Origin of the sequence: Paraburkholderia sp. UCT31, from assembly GCF_014397655.1 — a bacterium.
Taxonomy (GTDB): Bacteria; Pseudomonadota; Gammaproteobacteria; order Burkholderiales; family Burkholderiaceae; genus Paraburkholderia; species Paraburkholderia tuberum.
In genome coordinates, this window is sequence record NZ_VZQP01000021.1 from 114,122 (window position 1) to 132,990 (window position 18,869).

Here is an 18,869-nt window from a genome sequence, read left to right on the forward strand (position 1 = left end):
CGCCCGCGAGCCTGAATCATTCAGCGTCCGCAGCGCGCACCGCGCGTACGAACGCCGCCATCCGGGCGTGATCCTTCACGCCCCGGGCGCCCGCTACTTCGATGCCGCTCGAGACATCGACCGCGTACGGGCGCACGCGATGGATCGCATCACTGACGTTTTGCGCGTTCAACCCACCACTCAAAACGGCCCGATGCGCGAGTTCTGCTGGAATAAGTGACCAATCGAAAACCTTCCCACCGCCGCCGTAGCCTTCGACATGGGTGTCGAACAGAAGACCACTGGCTGCTGAATAGTTGAATGCCGATTTTACCAAATCGGCCGCTCGAGTATCCGCCGCAACACGCAACGCGCGCAACCAAGGCAAACCCGCAACGCCGGCGAGCGCCTCGCACTGCCCAGGCGTCTCGTCGCCGTGGAACTGCAACAGCGTCAGGTTCACGTTGCTCGCGACTTCGTGAACCCATTCCGGCGTCGCGTTGACGAACAGACCGACGACCGACACGAACGGCGGGACCTCATGCACGAGTTCGACCGCTTGCGCGACGCTCACCGAGCGCGGGCTCGGCGGATAGAACACGAGGCCGATCGCGTCGGCGCCGAGGTCGATCGCGTGTGCAATGTCGACGGGTTTCGATAGTCCGCACAGCTTGATGCGCGTGCGATGTGGCACGCCTTGCAAGGCGGTGGCGTTGGTCTGAATGGCGGGGTTCTCTGCTGCTTTCATGTTTCCGGTTGCTCGGTCCATACGCTGCTCCACGGCACGCTGCCCGTCGCCGGGTCGGGCACGCCGAATTGCTCAGGATAGCCCACTTGCGCGAGGTACAAGCCGTCGGGCATGAAGGTCGGCGCCGCGCAATCGCGGCTACGGCTCGCGAGCACGTCGGCCATCCACGCGGCCGGGCGGCGGCCGCTGCCGATTTCGATCAGACAGCCCATCACGTTGCGCACCATGTGATGCAGGAACGCGTTCGCGCGGAAGCGGAAATGCACGAAGTTACCCTGTCGTTTGACGTCGATCTGGTACAGGTGCTTGAACGGCGTCTTCGACTGGCATTGCGACGAACGAAACGCCGAAAAGTCATGCTCGCCGATCAGGTGCCCGGCGGCCGAGCGCATCGCGTCGACGTCGAGTGGCGTGTGCACCCAGCCGGCGCGCGTCGTGAGCATCGGCGAGCGAACCGGACTTACGTACAGCACGTAGTAATAGGTCCGCTCGAATGCCGAAAACCGCGCGTGAAAATCGTCGGGCATCGGCTTGGCCCATTGCACGCCGATCGTCTTCGGCAGAAACGCGTTCGGGCCGCGCACCCAGGAGATGTCGAGGCGATCGAGGTCGGTGTCGAAATGCACGACCTGACCCAAGCCATGCACACCGCGGTCGGTGCGGCCGGCGACCACCGTCTGCACGGGCGTGCGCATGAATTCGCGCAGCGCCCGTTCGAGCTCGTCCTGTACCGTGTTGCCATGCGGCTGCGACTGCCATCCAGTGAACGCGGCGCCGTCGTATTGCACGCCTAATGCGATGCGCTTCACGACAGCGGTGCGAGAGTCGAAAGCAACGCGCGGGCCTCGGTGCGCGTGGCTGGATCGTTTGCTTCGATCACTTCGTTGATGAGCGCGCGGGCGCCCGCCAGATCGCCGAGCTCGATGTACTCGGAGGCCAACTCCAGCTTGTTGCGCGCGATGCGGCCGAGATCGGCCGGTGTGAAGGCCGGCGATGGCTGAGCCGGGCTCGGCGGCAACTCGAGGTCGAAGTCGAGCTTCAGCGCGCCGAAGCCGGCCGCGCCGAGGCCCGCGACGGCGCCGTGGCCGGCTGTGCCGGCGGCGATCTGGTCGGCGATGTGCGGGGCGTCGTCGTCCGCGCCATGGACGGCGAAGGCCTGCTGCGCGGTCGTGTCGGGCGATGCGACCGGTTGCGTCGAAAGCGACGTGGAAGGCTCCGCTTCGCCGACGGTGGGCACGTCGATGCGCGGCGGCAGCGGCATGTTGAGGCTGCCGAACGCGTCGACGGCGTCGCGCGGGAACTCGGTCGGTGCGGACGGCGCGGGTTCCGTCGGCACGGGGATGTCGCTGAACGGCTGACCGAACGACGTAGTGGCGCGCGGTTCGATCTGATGTTGCGTGAAATCGATTACTGGGGGTGGAACGTTCAAGGGGGACTGCGGTTCGGCCGTCGCGGTGTGCGACGCTGTCGAGGGCGGTTCCGCGGCGCTTGGGCTCGGGGTTGTCGTCGTGCCTGTCGTTTTCTCTGCGGTCGGACTTTCTGTGGGTTCCTCGTCCCATTGCAGGCGATGCGCGTTCTCGTCCTGCGCCGCGGCGCCAACCGGTTCGAGCGGTCCCAGCGGCAGCGCGTCGGCGCCGAGTTCTGCCGCGGCGGCGAGATTGGCGGCCGTCGCGGCGGAGCGCAGCGTCTCGTCATGGGCGGGTGCGACCGCCGGTGGTTCGCTGGACAGTTCGCTTTGGCTGGGTAGCGGGATGCTGGCGAGTGGCGCCATTGGTGCAGTAGGTTCGGGCGTGCCTGCTTGCTGTGCCGCCTGTTCTTCTGCGGCGCGCTCGGATGCGCCGCGTTCTGCTGCTATGCGTTCCGCTTCCGCATGTTCGGCGGCGACGCGTGCTGCTGCTTGTTCGGCTGCTGCTTGTTCGGCTGCTGCTTGTTCGGCTGCTGCTTGTTCGGCTGCTGCTTGTTCGGCTGCTGCTTGTTCGGCTGCTGCTTGTTCCGCTGCTGCGCGTTCCGCCGCGGCGTGTTCTCCGGCCGCTGCTCGCTCTGCTGCGGCTCGCTCCGCTGCCGTCTGTTCGGCTGCTGCACTTTCCGCTGCCGTCTGTTCGGCTGCTGCACTTTCCGCTGCGGCTTGCTCGACTGCTGCACGTTCGGCTGCCGCGCTTTCTGCTGCGGCTTGCTCGGCTGCTGCACGTTCCGCAGCCGCACGTTCCGCTGCGGCGCGCTTGGCCGCCGCCTCCTCGGCCACCGCGCGCTCCGCTGCTACCCGCTCCGCAGCCGCGCTTTCTGCCGCTGCCTGTTCGGCTGCCGCACGTTCCGCAGCCGCACGTTCCGCAGCCGCATGCTCTGCTGCTGCGGCCTGCCGTGCAACCTCTTGATCTTGCGCGTCCGATCCTTCCGTGACCGCCGCCTGCCCCGCCGCCGCGCTGCCATTGCGCGAATCGGCCTCACGCGCGGATCTCGCCATTTCTGCATCAGTTGCATGGGCAGCCCGTGCCGCGGCCTCTTTATCGCGCTTGCGGCGACCCATGCGCAGAGCAGCGAGCAGAACGATCAGTGCCGCGCCCACGGCCGCCGCGATGCTCAAATCGCGCTGAGAGATGCCGCCTTCATTCGACGGCGACGTCGTCACATTTGCATGCTCCGGCGCCACGGCCACGGTCGCCGCGGAACCTGCCGGTGCCGGCTGCGCAGCGCTCGTCGGCGTTGGGCCTGAAGCGACGGGCGCCCCGCCGATACCGTGCTTCTGCAACTCCATCAGCACGCGGTTTTTCAGCGCCAGCAATTGCTGCAGACTCGACACCTGCGGATGCGGCTGCGAAGCCGCCTGCGCGGTCGCGGTCGCTGCCGACGGCGCTTGTCCGGCGGGCGCGCTCGCCGCCGGTTGAGTCGATCCGGCCCATTCCCGCGTGCCACTCGTCGCCACCGGCGCCGAACCGGCCACTGGCGCGGACGAAACCGCACCGCCCGCCGCCGCGCCGGTCGATACCGCCGCACTGGCCGCGCCGGAAACCGTGGATGCGGCTGGCGTCGTCGCTTGAGCCGCCGCGCTGGCCGCACTCGCGGCGGCGGCGTTGACCTGCGCGACTGCACTCGCCGTGCTGGCGGCAGCCGCCGCGGCCGGCGCGGCAGTCGGCGCGGAAGCGGGCGCAGCCGCCGTGGACTCCGACGCCCCTGCCGCGGCCCCAGTCGACGAAACCGCCAAGGCCCCCGACGCATCGAGCGCCGGCACGATCAACACCGCTCCTACACGCATCCGGCTCGGATCGTGATTCATGAACGCGGCCGGATTCGTGTCGAACAATGCGTGCGTAGCGCGCGCGAGTACCGCCCGGTCATGCGACTGCGTAATAGCGATCGCGACATCGTTCAGCGACTGCCCTGCGTGTACGGTGTACTGAGAGCCCGCAGCGACAGCAACGACAGCGGTAGTGGAACTGACAGCGGAAGCGGCATCCGGCGCGCTCGCGGCACTAGCCGGCGCGGCAAGCGCATTGCCCGCGCCACCGCCGAGCAGCGCAAGGGCGAAAGTGGCACAAGCGGCCATCGCCGCCGGACGGCTGCTGAATCGCACCTTCTCGTGACGAATGGACATAGCCCGAAGAGCGGAGCGTCGAAAGTTCATCGGGACTCCTGGGCGCGTCAGCGCGCAGCCTTTTTTGCGAGTGGAAAGAGACAAGATGATCGGAGCACACAATGAAAAAAGCGCCGCGCAAGCGCGACGCTTCTTGAGTTGTCTACGCGTCGTGAGCGCGTAGTTTACTTTACTTGTCGAGCACAATGCGAAGCATACGACGCAGCGGTTCAGCCGCGCCCCACAGCAGCTGATCGCCGACCGTGAAGGCCGACAGATACTCGCCTCCCATCGCGAGCTTGCGCACGCGGCCGACCGGCACCGTCAGCGTACCGGTGACAACCGCCGGGGACAGGTCGCGCATCGACGCTTCGCGTTCGTTCGGCACAACCTTGACCCAGTCGTTGCCCGACGCGAGGATGCTGTTCACTTCGTCGAGCGGCACGTCCTTGGTCAGCTTGATCGTGAGCGCTTGCGAATGGCAGCGCATTGCGCCGATCCGCACGCACAGACCATCGACGGGAATCGAACCCGGCGTGCCCATGGCCGGCTTGCCGAGGATCTTGTTGGTTTCCGCGCCGCCCTTCCACTCTTCCTTCGACATGCCGTTGCCGAGATCCTTGTCGATCCACGGAATCAGCGAGCCCGCGAGCGGTACGCCGAAGTGGTCGGTCGGCATGCTGTCGCTGTTCATCGCTTCGAGCACGCGGCGGTCGATGTCGAGAATCGCCGAAGCCGGGTCTGCCAGTTCGTTCTTCACCGCGCCGTGCAGCGTGCCCATTTGCGACAGCAATTCGCGCATGTTCTGCGCGCCCGCGCCGGATGCGGCCTGATAAGTCATGGCCGTCATCCAGTCGACGAGGTTTTCGCGGAACAGGCCGCCCAATGCCATCAGCATCAGGCTGACCGTGCAGTTACCGCCGATGAAATTCTTCTGGCCTTTGACGAGCGCGTTCTTGATCACGTCGAGGTTGACCGGGTCGAGAATGATGACCGCGTCGTCCTTCATGCGCAGCGACGATGCCGCGTCGATCCAGTAGCCGTTCCAGCCCGCCGCACGCAGCTTCGGGAACACTTCGTTCGTGTAGTCGCCGCCCTGGCAGGAAATGATCGCGTCGCACTTCTTCAGGTCGTCGATGCTTGTCGCATCTTTGAGCTTGGTCTCGTTTTTGGCGAACGAAGGCGCGTTGCCGCCCGCGTTGCTGGTGCTGAAAAACACCGGTTCGATCAAGTCGAAATCGCCTTCCTGCTGCATACGTTGCATCAGGACGCTGCCGACCATGCCGCGCCAACCTACGAGACCTACGTTCATGACTTCATACCCTTCGAATGGAAACTTCCCCGCGTCTTTGCCCGCAGTGACCGCGCGGGGAAGATGGGCGGGCACGACGGACGATCAGCGCTTCGTGATCGTTTTCGGGGTAATGGTTTTGATGGTAATGGCGAACTCGATCGCACGGGCCGTTGTGCCGTGCATTTTGGAAATCGAGGAGATTTGGGAGATCTGAGCCATCACAACAATATACACGAAAACGGAAAACTGGCGGCGTTCTTCGCCGTATGACGTGCAAATCGGCCTATTTAAAGGCCCGATTCGCGTTTTTAAAAGGCCAGTATTGTTGACCTGACCACCGCATGCCCTCGCTCTGCGAGCGCATGCGGTGCACGCGTTTTACAGCGCGGCCACGACGGCATCGCCCATCGCGGCGGTGCCGACCTGCTTGCAACCCGGCGTGAGAATGTCGCCGGTGCGATAGTCCTGTTCGAGCACCTTCTTCACCGCGGTTTCGATGCGATCGGCCTGCTCCGCCTTGTTCAGCGAATAGCGCAGCATCATCGCGGCCGACAGGATCGTGGCGAGCGGATTGGCAACGCCCTTGCCGGCGATATCCGGCGCGGAGCCATGCGACGGCTCGTACAAGCCCTTGTTGTTCTTGTCGAGCGATGCCGACGGCAGCATGCCGATCGAGCCGGTCAGCATGGCCGCCTCGTCGGACAGGATGTCGCCGAACATGTTGCCGGTCACGATCACGTCGAACGACTTCGGCGCCTTCACGAGCTGCATCGCGGCGTTGTCGACGTACATGTGCGACAGTTCGACGTCCGCGTATTCCTTCGACACGTCGATCATCACGTCCTTCCAGAACTGCGACGTTTCGAGCACGTTGGCTTTATCGACCGAGGTGAGCTTCTTGCCGCGCTTTTGCGCCGCCTGGAATGCGACGTGCGCGATGCGGCGCACTTCGGGTTCCGAATAGCGCATCGTGTCGAAGCCTTCCTTCGCGCCGGCGAACAGGCCGTCCGGCGACGTACGCACGCCGCGCGGCGCACCGAAGTAGATGTCGCCGTTCAGTTCGCGCACGATCAGGATGTCGAGACCCGAAACGATCTCTTCCTTCAGCGACGACGCGCCCGTCAGTTGCGGGTAGCAGATCGCCGGACGGAAGTTCGCGAAAAGTTCCAGGTGCTTGCGCAGACCGAGAATCGCCTGCTCAGGGCGCAGCGCGCGTTCGAGCTTGTCGTACTTCCAGTCGCCGACCGCGCCGAACAGGATCGCGTCGGCTTCCTTCGCGAGCGCGAGCGTCGAGTCCGGCAGCGGGTGGCCCTTCGCTTCGTAGCCCGCGCCGCCGACCGGCGCTTCTTCGAGTTCGAACTTCTCGCCGAGCACGTTCAGGACCTTGACGGCCTCCTTGACGATTTCGGGACCGATGCCGTCGCCCGGCAACACTGCGATCTTCATGCGAATTCCTTGATGATTTTGTTCGGATCTTCTGGCGCAAACCGACATTGGCGCGCGGACTTCACGCCCCTGACGCCCTCACGGTTTCGCTTAACGGACGAGGCGATTGTTCAGCCACGGTTGCTTCGCCAGACGCTCAGCTTCGAATTGGCGGATCTTGTCCGCGTGACGCAGCGTGAGGCCGATGTCGTCGAAACCGTTCAGCAGACAATACTTGCGGAACGCCGCGACTTCGAACGGATATTCGGTGCCGCCGTCGGCCGTGCGCACGACTTGCGCTTCGAGGTCGATCGTCAGCTCGAAGCCGTTGAACGCATACGTCTCGTTGAACAGATGATCGACCTGCTGTTCGGTCAGCACGATCGGCAGCACGCCGTTCTTGAAGCAGTTGTTGTAGAAGATGTCCGCGAAGCTCGGCGCGATCAGCGCGCGAAAGCCGTATTGCTGCAACGCCCAAGGCGCGTGTTCGCGCGAGCTGCCGCAGCCAAAATTCTTGCGCGCGAGCAGCACCGAGGCGCCGTGGTAGCGCGGCTGATTCAGCACGAAATCCGGGTTCAGCGGACGCTTCGAGTTGTCTTGGCCCGGTTCGCCGTGGTCGAGGTAGCGCCATTCGTCGAACGCATTCGGACCGAAACCCGTGCGCTTGATCGACTTCAGGAACTGCTTCGGAATGATCGCGTCCGTGTCGACGTTCTCGCGATCGAGCGGCGCCACGACGCCGGTGTGTACGATGAAATTATCCATGACGCTTGCGCCTGTTCAGGACCGGGCGATGCGACTGGCGGCTGGAACCCCCGCGCCGTATCGCCGGCAAAAATCAAAAACCGCTTATTTCTCAGCGTGATTGCTGATCGAATTGCCGAGGTGCGACATGTCCTGGCCGAATCCGTGCACCGTGTTGCAGCCGGCAAGACCGAGCAGGAGCCCGGCGAACGTGCCGAGTGCGAAGCGGCGCAATAGAGTGATGCGATTCATGTTCTTCATCATGCGGTTTATCCGAGCTTGCGAATGTCGACGAAATGCCCTTCGATGGCCGCAGCCGCGGCCATTGCGGGGCTCACCAGGTGCGTGCGGCCACCAGCGCCCTGACGACCTTCGAAATTGCGGTTCGACGTGGATGCACAACGCTCGCCCGGCTCGAGCCGGTCGGCGTTCATTGCCAGACACATCGAGCAGCCCGGCTCGCGCCATTCGAAACCGGCCTCGGTAAAGACCTTGTCGAGGCCTTCACGCTCCGCCTGCGCCTTCACGAGACCCGAACCCGGCACGACCATCGCCAGACGGATGTTCGGCGCGACGCGACGGCCGAGCTTCTTCACGACGTAAGCCGCGGCGCGAATGTCTTCGATGCGCGCGTTGGTGCACGACCCGATGAAGATTTTATCCGGCTTGATCGACTCGATCGGCGCGTTCGGCTCGAGCGCCATGTACTTGAGCGCGCGCTCCATCGCGTCGCGCTTGACCGGGTCCTTTTCGCGCTCCGGATCCGGCACGCGGCCGTCGATCGGCGTGACCATTTCCGGCGACGTGCCCCAGGTGACCTGCGGCACGATTTCGGCGGCGTTCAACTCGACCACGCGATCGAAATGCGCTCCGTCGTCCGACTTGAACTGCTTCCAGTACTCGACCGCGTGATCCCACTCGACGCCCTGCGGCGAGAACGGACGGCCTTTCAGGTATTCGACCGTGGTGTCGTCGACGGCGACCATGCCGGCGCGCGCGCCCGCTTCGATCGCCATGTTGCAGACCGTCATGCGGCCTTCCATTGTCAGCGACCGGATCGTCGAGCCGCCGAATTCGATCGCGTAGCCGGTGCCGCCCGCGGTGCCGATCTTGCCGATGATCGCGAGCACGATGTCCTTCGCGGTACAGCCGCGCGGCAATTGGCCCTCGACCTTCACGAGCATGTTCTTGCTCTTCTTCTGCAGCAGCGTTTGCGTGGCCAGCACGTGCTCGACTTCCGACGTGCCGATGCCGTGCGCGAGCGCGCCGAACGCGCCGTGCGTGGACGTGTGCGAGTCGCCGCAGACGATCGTCATACCCGGCAGCGTGGCGCCCTGTTCCGGCCCGATGATGTGAACGATGCCCTGACGCAGGTCGTTCATCTTGAACTGTGTGATGCCGAAGGCGTCGCAGTTGGCGTCGAGCGTGTCGACCTGCAGCTTCGACACCGGATCGGCGATGCCGTGGCTGCGGTCCGTGGTCGGCACGTTGTGGTCGGACACGGCCAGGTTCGCGCTGATGCGCCACACCGGACGCTCGGCCATCTTCAGGCCTTCGAACGCCTGCGGGCTGGTCACTTCATGCAGCAGGTGACGGTCGATGTAGAGAATCGTGGTGCCGTCGTCTTCCGTGTGGACCACGTGCGTGTTCCACAATTTGTCGTAGAGAGTCTGTGCCATGGTATGCGGGGTAGTAATGACTGCGGGCTGACTGTGTCGATTGATTATGCCACGCTGCGCACCGCGATGGGCTGCTCAGCCGACGAAAAAACCGATAAAAAACATGGAGTTGGCTGGTAGTGGCAATACCTGTATCGTCGTTACCCGGCAAGCGTTGGCCCCAGCGACGCCAATGCGCCGCATGCGCGACGCGTGGCTGCCGCCGAAACGGAAAACGCCCCGACGGTAGACCCGTCGAGGCGTTTTCTTCACTCGGATTTCGCGCTTTTGCACGGCACGAATGCCGCTGCGAAGCGCGCGTATCGAGGTCGATCAGCGATCAGCGATCAGCGCTGTGTGATCGGCTTCGCTTCACGCAGCGTCTCGCCGATGAACAACTGACGCGGACGGCCAATCTTCTGCTCGGGATCGGCGATCATTTCGTTCCACTGCGCGATCCAGCCGACCGTACGCGCCATCGCGAAGATACACGTGAACATCGACGTCGGAATGCCCAGCGCGCGCTGCACGATGCCCGAGTAGAAGTCGACGTTCGGGTACAGCTTGCGCGACACGAAGTATTCGTCTTCGAGCGCGATCTTTTCGAGTTCCATCGCGAGCTTGAACAGCGGATCGTCGTGCAGGCCCAGCTCTTCGAGCACTTCGTAGCAGGTCTCGCGCATCAGCTTCGCGCGCGGGTCGTAGTTCTTGTACACGCGGTGGCCGAAGCCCATCAGCTTCACGCCCGAGTTCTTGTCCTTCACCTGCTTGATGAACTCAGGAATGTTGTCGACCGAGCCGATTTCTTCCAGCATGGTCAGCGCGGCTTCGTTCGCGCCGCCGTGCGCCGGGCCCCACAGACACGCGATACCCGCCGCGATACACGCGAACGGATTCGCGCCCGACGAACCGGCGAGCCGCACGGTCGAGGTTGATGCATTCTGCTCGTGGTCAGCGTGCAGGATCAGGATACGGTCGAGCGCGCGCACCAGCACGTCGTTGACCTCGTACTCTTCGCACGGGTTCGAGAACATCATGCGCATGAAGTTCGCGCTGTACGACAGGTCGTTCTTCGGATACACGAACGGCTGGCCGATGCTGTACTTGTACGCCATCGCGACCAGCGTGGGCAGCTTCGCGATCATACGGATCGCCGACACTTCGCGGTGACGCGGGTTATTGATGTCGAGCGAGTCGTGATAGAACGCGGACAGCGCGCCGACCGCGGCGACCAGAATTGCCATCGGGTGCGCGTCGCGGCGGAAGCCGCGGAAGAAGAACTGCATCTGCTCGTGCACCATCGTGTGCTTCGTGACGGTGCCGACGAATTCGACCTTCTGCTTCTGGTTCGGCAGCTCGCCGTTCAGCAGCAGGTAGCAGGTTTCGAGGAAGTCGGCGTTTTGCGCGAGGTTGTCGATCGGGTAGCCGCGGTAGAGCAGTTCGCCCTTGTCGCCGTCGATGTAGGTAATCGCCGAATTGCACGCCGCCGTCGACATGAAGCCCGGGTCGTACGTGAATTTGCCGGTCTGGCCGTACAGTTTGCGAATGTCGATCACATCCGGGCCAATCGTGCCCTTGTAAATCGGCATTTCGACGCTCGGCGAATTGTCGCTGAACGATAGCGTGGCTTTAACATCTGACGGGGTCATAGCACATCCTCAATCGAAGTATGGATACAGGGTTTCGATAATTGCACGCCTGGAACAACGGACTGGCGGCGCTCAAACGTTGCGCAGCAACTCCAGAACCCGGACCACGTCCGGGTCGGCCAGATCGCCTTCTGGTTCCTTGCGCGCGAGCAGCAAGTCCATCAGGTCGTTATCGCTCAGCTCGAGCAGGCGCGTGAGTGCGCCCACGTCGGCATCGCTGAGGTCATGCTCATATCGGCTGAAAAAACGCTCGAAAATCAGGTCGTTTTCCAGCAGGCCCCGCCGTGCGCGCCAGCGAAGACGCGCGCGGCGGAGAGGGTCGGACTGATGCGATGTTTCGGTCATGTCGGTACACCCCACGCCGCGCCCGGGCGCACTGACCGCCCCCTCGGGGGCAGCGCGCGCCAGGGAGCGCGGAGCTCATTGATACTAGACAGCGCGGCGAACCATCAATTCCTTGATCTTGCCGATTGCCTTGGTCGGGTTAAGGCCCTTCGGGCAAACGTCGACACAGTTCATGATCGTGTGGCAACGGAACAGACGGTACGGATCTTCCAGGTTGTCGAGGCGCTCGCCGGTTGCCTCGTCGCGGCTATCCGCGATGAAGCGGTAGGCTTGCAGCAGACCAGCCGGGCCGACGAACTTGTCCGGATTCCACCAGAAGCTCGGGCACGACGTCGAGCAGCTCGCGCACAGAATACATTCGTACAGGCCGTCGAGCTCGTCGCGTTCTTCCGGCGACTGCAGACGTTCCTTTTCCGGCGGCGGCGTATCGTTGATCAGGTACGGCTTGATCGAGTGATACTGGTTGAAGAACTGCGTGAAGTCGCAGATCAGGTCGCGCACGACGGGCAGGCCCGGCAGCGGACGCAGCACGATCTTCTGCGGCAGGTCGTTCAGGTTCGTCAGGCACGCGAGGCCGTTCTTGCCGTTGATATTCATTGCGTCCGAACCGCACACGCCTTCGCGGCACGAGCGACGGAACGACAGGGTTTCGTCGAGCGCCTTCAGCTTGATGAGCGCGTCGAGCAGCATGCGTTCGTGCGAGTCGATTTCGATCTCGTACGTCTGCATGCGCGGAGCGGCGTCCTTGTCCGGATCGTAGCGGTAAATTTCAAATGTACGCTTGGCCATTTCTCTGAATTCCTTTGACTTGTGCCTTAGAAGGTACGCGCTTTCGGCGGAACCGATTCGACGGTCAGCGGCTTCATGTGAACCGGCTTGTAGTCGAGGCGATCGCCTTCGCTGAACCACAACGTATGGCGCAGCCAGTTTTCGTCGTCGCGATGTTCGAAGTCGTTCTGCGCGTGCGCGCCGCGGCTTTCCTTGCGCGCTTCGGCGGAGACCATCGTGGCGCGTGCCACTTCGATCAGGTTCGCCACTTCGAGCGCTTCGATGCGAGCCGTGTTGAACACCTTCGACTTGTCCTTCAGATGGATGTTGTCGACGCGTGCCGCCACTTCACGGATGGCCTCGACGCCTTCGGACAGCAGAGCCGAGGTACGGAACACACCAGCGTGCTTCTGCATCGTGCCGCGGATGTCGTTCGCGACCGACTGCGCGTACTCGCCCGACGACGAGTTGTCCAGCTTCGCCAGACGCGACAGCGCGAAGTCGGCTGCATCGGCCGGCAGCGGCTTGTGTTCCTTCAGTTCCTTCACGTGCTTGACGATGTGGTTGCCGGCAGCGCGGCCGAACACCACGAGGTCGAGCAGCGAGTTCGTGCCGAGACGGTTCGCGCCATGCACCGACACGCACGAGCATTCGCCCACTGCGTAGAAACCGTTGACGACTTCTTCGGGGCCGCGCGGCGTCCCGACGACCTGGCCGTTGATGTTCGTCGGAATACCGCCCATCTGGTAGTGGATGGTCGGCACGACCGGGATCGGCTCCTTGATGCAGTCGACGTTCGCGAACTTCAGCGCGATTTCGCGGATCGACGGCAGACGCTTCATGATCGTCTCGGCGCCGATGTGCGACAGGTCGAGCAGCACGTGATCCTTGTTCGGACCGACGCCGCGGCCTTCCTTGATTTCCTGGTCCATCGAACGCGAAACGAAGTCGCGCGGCGCCAGATCCTTCAGCGTCGGCGCGTAGCGCTCCATGAAGCGTTCGCCGTTCGAGTTACGCAGAATACCGCCTTCGCCGCGCACGCCTTCGGTGATCAGCACGCCCGCGCCGGCCACGCCGGTCGGGTGGAATTGCCAGAATTCCATGTCCTGCAGCGCGATGCCCGAACGGGCCGCCATGCCGAGGCCGTCACCGGTGTTGATGAACGCGTTGGTCGATGCCGCGAAGATCCGGCCCGCGCCGCCCGTGGCGAACAGCGTGGTCTTGCCTTCGAGGATGTAGACGTCGCCGGTTTCCATTTCCAGCGCGCTCACGCCGAGCACGTCGCCGTCGGCGTCGCGGATCAGGTCCAGCGCCATCCATTCGACGAAGAATTGCGTCTTGGCAGCAACGTTCTGCTGGTACAGCGTGTGCAGCAGCGCGTGACCGGTACGGTCAGCCGCCGCGCAGGCGCGTTGCACCGGCTTTTCGCCGTAATTCGCGGTGTGGCCGCCGAACGGGCGCTGATAGATCGTGCCGTCCGCGTTACGGTCGAACGGCATGCCGAAGTGTTCGAGTTCGTAGACGGCGTTCGGTGCTTCACGGCACATGAACTCGATCGCGTCCTGGTCGCCGAGCCAGTCGGAGCCCTTGATCGTGTCGTAGAAGTGGTAGTGCCAGTTGTCTTCGCTCATGTTGCCGAGCGAAGCGCCGATGCCGCCCTGGGCCGCGACCGTGTGCGAACGCGTCGGGAACACCTTGGACAGCACGCAGACCGACAGACCGGCACGCGCGAGTTGCAGCGACGCGCGCATCCCCGAGCCGCCCGCGCCGACGATGACGACGTCGAAGCGGCGACGCGGCAGAGAATTCTTGATTGCAACCATGCTTTTATACTCTCCAGAGAATCTGCGCAGCGTAGCCCGCACATGCGAGCAGCCAGAGGATCGTCAGCACCTGGAGGACGAGACGCGTGCCAACGGGCTTCACGTAATCCATCCAGATGTCACGGATACCAACCCACGCGTGGTAGAACAGCGAGAGAAGCGTGACGAACGTGGCGAGCTTCATCCACTGCGTCGCGAAGATCGACGCCCAGCCGTCGTACGAAAAGTCGCGCGCGAGGAAGAACCACGCGAGCAGAATCACCGTGTACACCGCCATCACGCAGGCGGTGACGCGTTGCGCGAGCCAGTCGCGCAGACCGTAATGCGCGCCGACGACGAGACGCTTCGAACCGATTCGGTTATTGGCTGACATTTTTTAGAATGCTCCGAACAGTTTTGCCGCGAATGCGATGGTAAGCAGCGACGACACGACGATCACCACGATGGAGGTCGATTTGCCCTTCTCTTTCGACACGGCATCATGATTCGTATCCATCACGAGGTGACGGATGCCGGCGCAGAAGTGGAACAGGAAGGCCCACGCGAGAACCAGCGTGATCAGCTTGACGATGATGTTGGAGAGGAAGCCTTTGAATACTTCGAAGCTCAGTTCGGAAGTCAGGCTCTGATCGAAGAGGAACAGCAGGAACGGAAGGAAGAGAAACAACAAGGCACCGCTCACGCGATGCAGAATCGACACGCCCGCCGCCAGCGGGAAACGGTATGCCGTCAGTATTTGCCCAATACCGATGTTCCGGAATTCCGGCCTCGGTTTTTTTACGGCTTCTGCCATGCTAGACCCCTTACTATGTAGTCACACTAATCCGCAATTTTAGCGCCTTTTTATATCGCGCTGCAGCGAAAACCACGCTAGGTCCTTTGCTGCGCGCGCAATGAAAGCGCCTTCCGATTGGCGCGCGTGTGGGACGCCGCGCCTCGTTTCAGCCCGATTCAGCTCAGATCGTTCTGATAGTAATACCCGGTTGTGACATACCAACCTCGCCGGACTTCGACCGGCCGGTCCCCATAGGTATAGGACACGCGCTCGACCGACAGCAACGGAAAACCCGCCGGCACATGCAGCAGGTCCGCCACGGAAGGCTCCGCCGCGACCGCGCGGATTTTTTCCGTCGCGCGAATCATGCGGGTACCGAATTCCGTCTCGAACATCGCGTAGAGGGGACCCTTGTACTCCGACAGCCGCTCGAGCGTGAGCCCGCGGAACACGACGCCGGGCAGCCAGATTTCGTCGAGCACGGTGACTTCGCCGTCGAACTGCAGCAAACGCTTGATCAGCACGACCGGATCGGCCGGCTTCAGATCGAGCTGCCGCGCGATTTCCGCCGATGCGCGCAGCCGCCGGCATTCGAGCAGACGGCTCACGTGCGGATGCTCGGCGCCGTCGTCGGCGAGCAATCTCAGGAAACGGAACTGCGCGCGCTCTTCGTTGTGCGTTGCAACGAATGTGCCCTTGCCCTGGCGGCGCACCAGCAGGTTGTCGGCGGCGAGTTCGTCGATCGCCTTGCGCACCGTACCCTGACTCACCTTGAAACGCGCGGCCAGTTCGACTTCACTAGGAATGATCTCGCCCGGCTTCCATTCGCCGCTTTCGAGGCTCTGCGTAATCAAGCCCTTGATCTGCTGATATAAGGGGCTGAAGGTAGGCGAAGCGGCAGCGGAAACAGCGGATACGCCTTCGCCGGCGGCCCCTTGGCCATTCGGATTCACAGGATTCGCCGGGTTCGAATTCATGCGCGCATTTCATCATAAAGGGCTGGGACACGTCTAGGGTTTTCCCCGCGATAGATGTGTCTTATATAAGACATAAGATACTGTTGACTTTGTCTGTTTCGACTCCTACACTCCTTGTCGAGCAAGGGTTTGCGGGATTTGGCGGCGGCTGTTTGATGCAGCGCCGCGACGCTCCGGCAGCCACTCTGCACCATGCCGTCCCCTACGCAGTCCAGGTTTCGATTCGCCGCCATCCGGTGCATTCGCGCGCTGTCTCCGTGTTGCACCCGCTGGCCCGACGCTTGCCGAAACGCGCTGTTTGCAGGAGCCCGCACCGTGCGGTTGCGGCCCCGGCCCGGCGTAGGCCCTGGGCCATCCCGTCCCGCTCCGCAGTACAGCTTTCCGGCACGGCGGTCTTGCCGTAACGCGCCGCCCGGTCTCGCCAATTCCGAGCCCGCACGCGAACAGTGAATTCCGCCGTGTTTCATCACGCTTCGCTGAACGCGCATATAGAATGGCGTTTTCCCTAGCGTCTAACGCATCGTCCTGGAGATTTCTCAATGGCTAAGCCCGCAAAGCGCGTTGCCGTCACCGGCGCCGCAGGTCAAATCGCTTACTCCCTGCTATTCCGCATCGCCAATGGCGACCTGCTCGGCAAGGACCAGCCGGTGATCCTGCAACTGCTCGATCTGCCGCAAGCGCAAGCCGCCGTCAAAGGCGTCGTGATGGAACTGGATGATTGCGCATTCCCGCTGCTGTCGGGCGTCGTGATCACGGACGACCCGAAGGTCGCGTTCAAGGACGCCGACATTGCCCTGCTGGTCGGCGCGCGTCCGCGTTCGAAGGGTATGGAGCGCAAGGATCTGCTGTCGGCCAACGCCGAAATCTTCACGGTTCAGGGCAAGGCGCTGAACGACGTCGCCAGCCGCGACGTGAAGGTTCTGGTGGTCGGCAACCCGGCCAACACGAACGCATACATCGCCATGAAGTCGGCGCCGGATCTGCCGAAGAAGAACTTCACCGCGATGCTCCGTCTGGACCACAATCGCGCGCTGTCGCAACTGGCCGCCAAGTCGGGCAAGCCGGTCGCGTCGATCGAAAAGCTCGCAGTGTGGGGCAACCACTCGCCGACCATGTACCCCGACTTCCGCGTTGCAACGGCTGAAGGTCAGGACCTGACCAAGCTGATCAACGACGAAGAATGGAACCGCAACACGTTCATCCCGACCGTCGGCAAGCGCGGCGCGGCGATCATCGAAGCGCGCGGCCTGTCGTCGGCGGCATCGGCGGCTAACGCTGCGATCGACCACGTGCGTGACTGGGTGCTCGGCACGAACGGCAAGTGGGTCACGATGGGCATCCCGTCGGACGGCTCGTACGGCATCCCTGAAGACATCATCTACGGCGTGCCCGTGACCTGCGAAAACGGCGAGTACAAGCGCGTCGAAGGTCTGGCAATCGACGCGTTCTCGCGCGAAAAGATGGACGGCACGCTGCAGGAACTGCTGGAAGAGCGCGACGGCGTTCAGCACCTGCTCGGCTAAGCATCTGATGCCGATGAACCGGAACTCCGAAGCGTCAGCGCGGCGGGTTCCGGTTTTTTTCGTGTGAATGGCCGTGCGATCATCGCCATTCGCCTCTGATTCGAACGTGCTTTGCCGTTGCCCGACGGCACTCGCGCAGAGCACGCCCGAATCCGACATCCTTAATTTTCACCACGCCCCACACGCCGAAGATGCGCGTTCTCACACCCGCCGAAGTGCTGTTTGAGGGCGAAGCGCCGCCCGCTGTGCTGCCTGCCTGCGATCACTACGCGGGCAGCGAAAAGCTGATGCTGAAGTCGCTCGCGTTACAGCAGCAACTCGGCCCCGTGTTCGATATCACGCTCGATTGCGAAGACGGCGCGCAGGTCGGCCGCGAGGCCGAGCACGCGGAACTGGTCGCATCGCTACTGGGCACCGAGCATGACCGCTTCGGCCGCGTCGGCGTGCGCATCCACGACTTCGCTCACGCGCACTGGCGCGACGACGTACGCCTCATTCTGCGCGCCGCAAAGCGAGCACCCGCTTACATCACGCTGCCGAAAATCCGCAATGTTCACGATGCCGCCGAAATGATCGCGTTCATCGAGGCGACGCGGCGCGAGCTCGGCCTCGCGCAGCCGGTGCCGGTGCAGTTGCTGGTCGAAACCCACGGCGCGCTTACACGTGTGTTCGAACTCGCCGCGCTGCCGGGCGTCGAGGCGCTGAGCTTCGGCCTGATGGACTTCGTCTCCGCGCACGACGGCGCGATCCCCGATACCGCGATGCGCTCGCCGGGCCAATTCGATCATCCGCTCGTGCGGCGCGCGAAGCTCGAGATTTCGGCGGCCTGCCATGCGTTCGGCAAGGTGCCGTCGCACAACGTCAGCACCGAGGTGCGCGACATGAGCGTGGTCGCGAACGACGCACAGCGCGCCCGCAACGAGTTCGGCTACACGCGCATGTGGAGCATCCACCCCGCGCAGATCGAGGCGATCGTCGCCGCGTTCGCGCCGCGCGACGAAGAAATCGCGACGGCCACCGAAATCCTGCTGGCCGCGCAGTCCGCGCATTGGGGCCCGACGCGTCACGGCGATACGCTGCACGACCGTGCGAGCTACTGCTATTACTGGTCGGTGCTGCGCCGCGCGCAAACCACCGGCCGCGCTGTTCCACAAGAAGCGGCGCCGCTTTTTGCGCAAGTGGGCGCCAACTGACACTCGGTGGCATAAGCGACGCGTTTTTCAAACGGCAGCGATGAGCCGGCACACAGGAGAAGGCGGAACATGAGCGAGACGACGCAAGCCGCTGGCGCAACAGGCGGCAACGAAACGCAAAGCGGCTTCAAGCCAAAAAAATCCGTCGCGCTGTCGGGCGTGACCGCGGGTAATACCGCGCTGTGCACGGTCGGCAAGACCGGCAACGATCTGCACTATCGCGGCTATGACATTCTCGACATCGCCGAGGCGTGCGAATTCGAGGAGATCGCTTATCTGCTGGTCCACGGCAAGCTGCCGACCCAGGCCGAACTGACCGCGTACAAGACCAGGCTGAAGTCGATGCGCGGCCTGCCGGCCAACGTAAAAGCCGCACTCGAATGGATTCCGGCCGCCGCGC

The 18,869-nt window shown here is 63.4% G+C and carries 18 protein-coding genes; 3 read left to right on the top strand and 15 right to left on the bottom strand.

The window, feature by feature from the left end:
• Window positions 1–16: 16 nt before the first annotated feature.
• The 15 genes from F6X40_RS19430 to F6X40_RS19500 form a co-directional block, all read right to left on the bottom strand.
• Window positions 17–727: a phosphoribosylanthranilate isomerase gene (locus F6X40_RS19430; protein WP_187628889.1), complete on the bottom strand. Its 711-nt coding sequence runs from the start codon at window positions 725–727 to the stop codon at window positions 17–19.
• Window positions 724–1,536, bottom strand: coding sequence for a tRNA pseudouridine(38-40) synthase TruA (truA, locus tag F6X40_RS19435; RefSeq protein ID WP_187628890.1), 813 nt, complete (start codon window positions 1,534–1,536; stop codon window positions 724–726). The genes F6X40_RS19430 and truA overlap by 4 nt, the downstream gene beginning before the upstream one ends.
• Window positions 1,533–4,346 (bottom strand): FimV/HubP family polar landmark protein, encoded by a 2,814-nt coding sequence (locus F6X40_RS19440; protein ID WP_262421483.1) that lies wholly within the window; start codon window positions 4,344–4,346, stop codon window positions 1,533–1,535. Before F6X40_RS19440 ends, truA begins: the two co-directional genes overlap by 4 nt.
• 139 nt (window positions 4,347–4,485) lie before the next feature.
• A complete protein-coding gene (gene asd, locus F6X40_RS19445; RefSeq protein WP_184036025.1) occupies window positions 4,486–5,607 on the bottom strand; it encodes an aspartate-semialdehyde dehydrogenase in 1,122 nt (373 codons plus the stop codon).
• A gap of 360 nt (window positions 5,608–5,967) precedes the next feature.
• Window positions 5,968–7,035: a 3-isopropylmalate dehydrogenase gene (leuB, locus tag F6X40_RS19450; RefSeq protein WP_187628891.1), complete on the bottom strand. Its 1,068-nt coding sequence runs from the start codon at window positions 7,033–7,035 to the stop codon at window positions 5,968–5,970.
• Window positions 7,036–7,125: 90 nt separating this feature from the next.
• Window positions 7,126–7,779, bottom strand: coding sequence for a 3-isopropylmalate dehydratase small subunit (leuD, locus tag F6X40_RS19455; RefSeq protein ID WP_187628892.1), 654 nt, complete (start codon window positions 7,777–7,779; stop codon window positions 7,126–7,128).
• An 84-nt stretch (window positions 7,780–7,863) separates the two neighbouring features.
• Entirely contained in the window at window positions 7,864–8,022 is a 159-nt protein-coding gene (locus tag F6X40_RS19460) for an entericidin A/B family lipoprotein (protein ID WP_018424119.1), read from the bottom strand.
• A gap of 5 nt (window positions 8,023–8,027) precedes the next feature.
• A complete protein-coding gene (leuC, locus tag F6X40_RS19465; protein WP_184036019.1) occupies window positions 8,028–9,437 on the bottom strand; it encodes a 3-isopropylmalate dehydratase large subunit in 1,410 nt (469 codons plus the stop codon).
• A 326-nt stretch (window positions 9,438–9,763) separates the two neighbouring features.
• Complete coding sequence (gene gltA, locus F6X40_RS19470; protein WP_187628893.1) at window positions 9,764–11,065, bottom strand: citrate synthase; 1,302 nt, start codon at window positions 11,063–11,065, stop codon at window positions 9,764–9,766.
• A gap of 72 nt (window positions 11,066–11,137) precedes the next feature.
• Window positions 11,138–11,410 (bottom strand): succinate dehydrogenase assembly factor 2, encoded by a 273-nt coding sequence (locus F6X40_RS19475; protein ID WP_187628894.1) that lies wholly within the window; start codon window positions 11,408–11,410, stop codon window positions 11,138–11,140.
• Window positions 11,411–11,494: 84 nt separating this feature from the next.
• Window positions 11,495–12,199: a succinate dehydrogenase iron-sulfur subunit gene (locus F6X40_RS19480; protein ID WP_090808286.1), complete on the bottom strand. Its 705-nt coding sequence runs from the start codon at window positions 12,197–12,199 to the stop codon at window positions 11,495–11,497.
• A 26-nt stretch (window positions 12,200–12,225) separates the two neighbouring features.
• On the bottom strand, window positions 12,226–14,001 hold the full coding sequence (gene sdhA, locus F6X40_RS19485) for a succinate dehydrogenase flavoprotein subunit (protein ID WP_184073129.1): 1,776 nt from the start codon (window positions 13,999–14,001) through the stop codon (window positions 12,226–12,228).
• Between the two features lie 4 nt (window positions 14,002–14,005).
• Window positions 14,006–14,374, bottom strand: a complete 369-nt coding sequence (sdhD, locus tag F6X40_RS19490; RefSeq protein WP_184038008.1) for a succinate dehydrogenase, hydrophobic membrane anchor protein — start codon at window positions 14,372–14,374, stop codon at window positions 14,006–14,008.
• A 3-nt stretch (window positions 14,375–14,377) separates the two neighbouring features.
• Entirely contained in the window at window positions 14,378–14,794 is a 417-nt protein-coding gene (sdhC, locus tag F6X40_RS19495; protein ID WP_184038005.1) for a succinate dehydrogenase, cytochrome b556 subunit, read from the bottom strand.
• A 158-nt stretch (window positions 14,795–14,952) separates the two neighbouring features.
• Window positions 14,953–15,753, bottom strand: a complete 801-nt coding sequence (locus tag F6X40_RS19500; protein ID WP_184038002.1) for a GntR family transcriptional regulator — start codon at window positions 15,751–15,753, stop codon at window positions 14,953–14,955.
• Between the two features lie 539 nt (window positions 15,754–16,292).
• Here F6X40_RS19500 and F6X40_RS19505 point away from each other — a divergent pair.
• The 3 genes from F6X40_RS19505 to F6X40_RS19515 all read left to right on the top strand — a co-directional run.
• On the top strand, window positions 16,293–17,276 hold the full coding sequence (locus tag F6X40_RS19505) for a malate dehydrogenase (protein WP_090808272.1): 984 nt from the start codon (window positions 16,293–16,295) through the stop codon (window positions 17,274–17,276).
• Window positions 17,277–17,467: 191 nt separating this feature from the next.
• The gene (locus F6X40_RS19510) at window positions 17,468–18,469 is read left to right on the top strand and encodes an HpcH/HpaI aldolase/citrate lyase family protein (protein WP_187628895.1); all 1,002 of its coding nucleotides are present in this window, start codon (window positions 17,468–17,470) and stop codon (window positions 18,467–18,469) included.
• Window positions 18,470–18,538: 69 nt separating this feature from the next.
• On the top strand, window positions 18,539–18,869 hold a 331-nt coding region (locus F6X40_RS19515; protein WP_316251818.1), incomplete at its 3' end, for a citrate/2-methylcitrate synthase.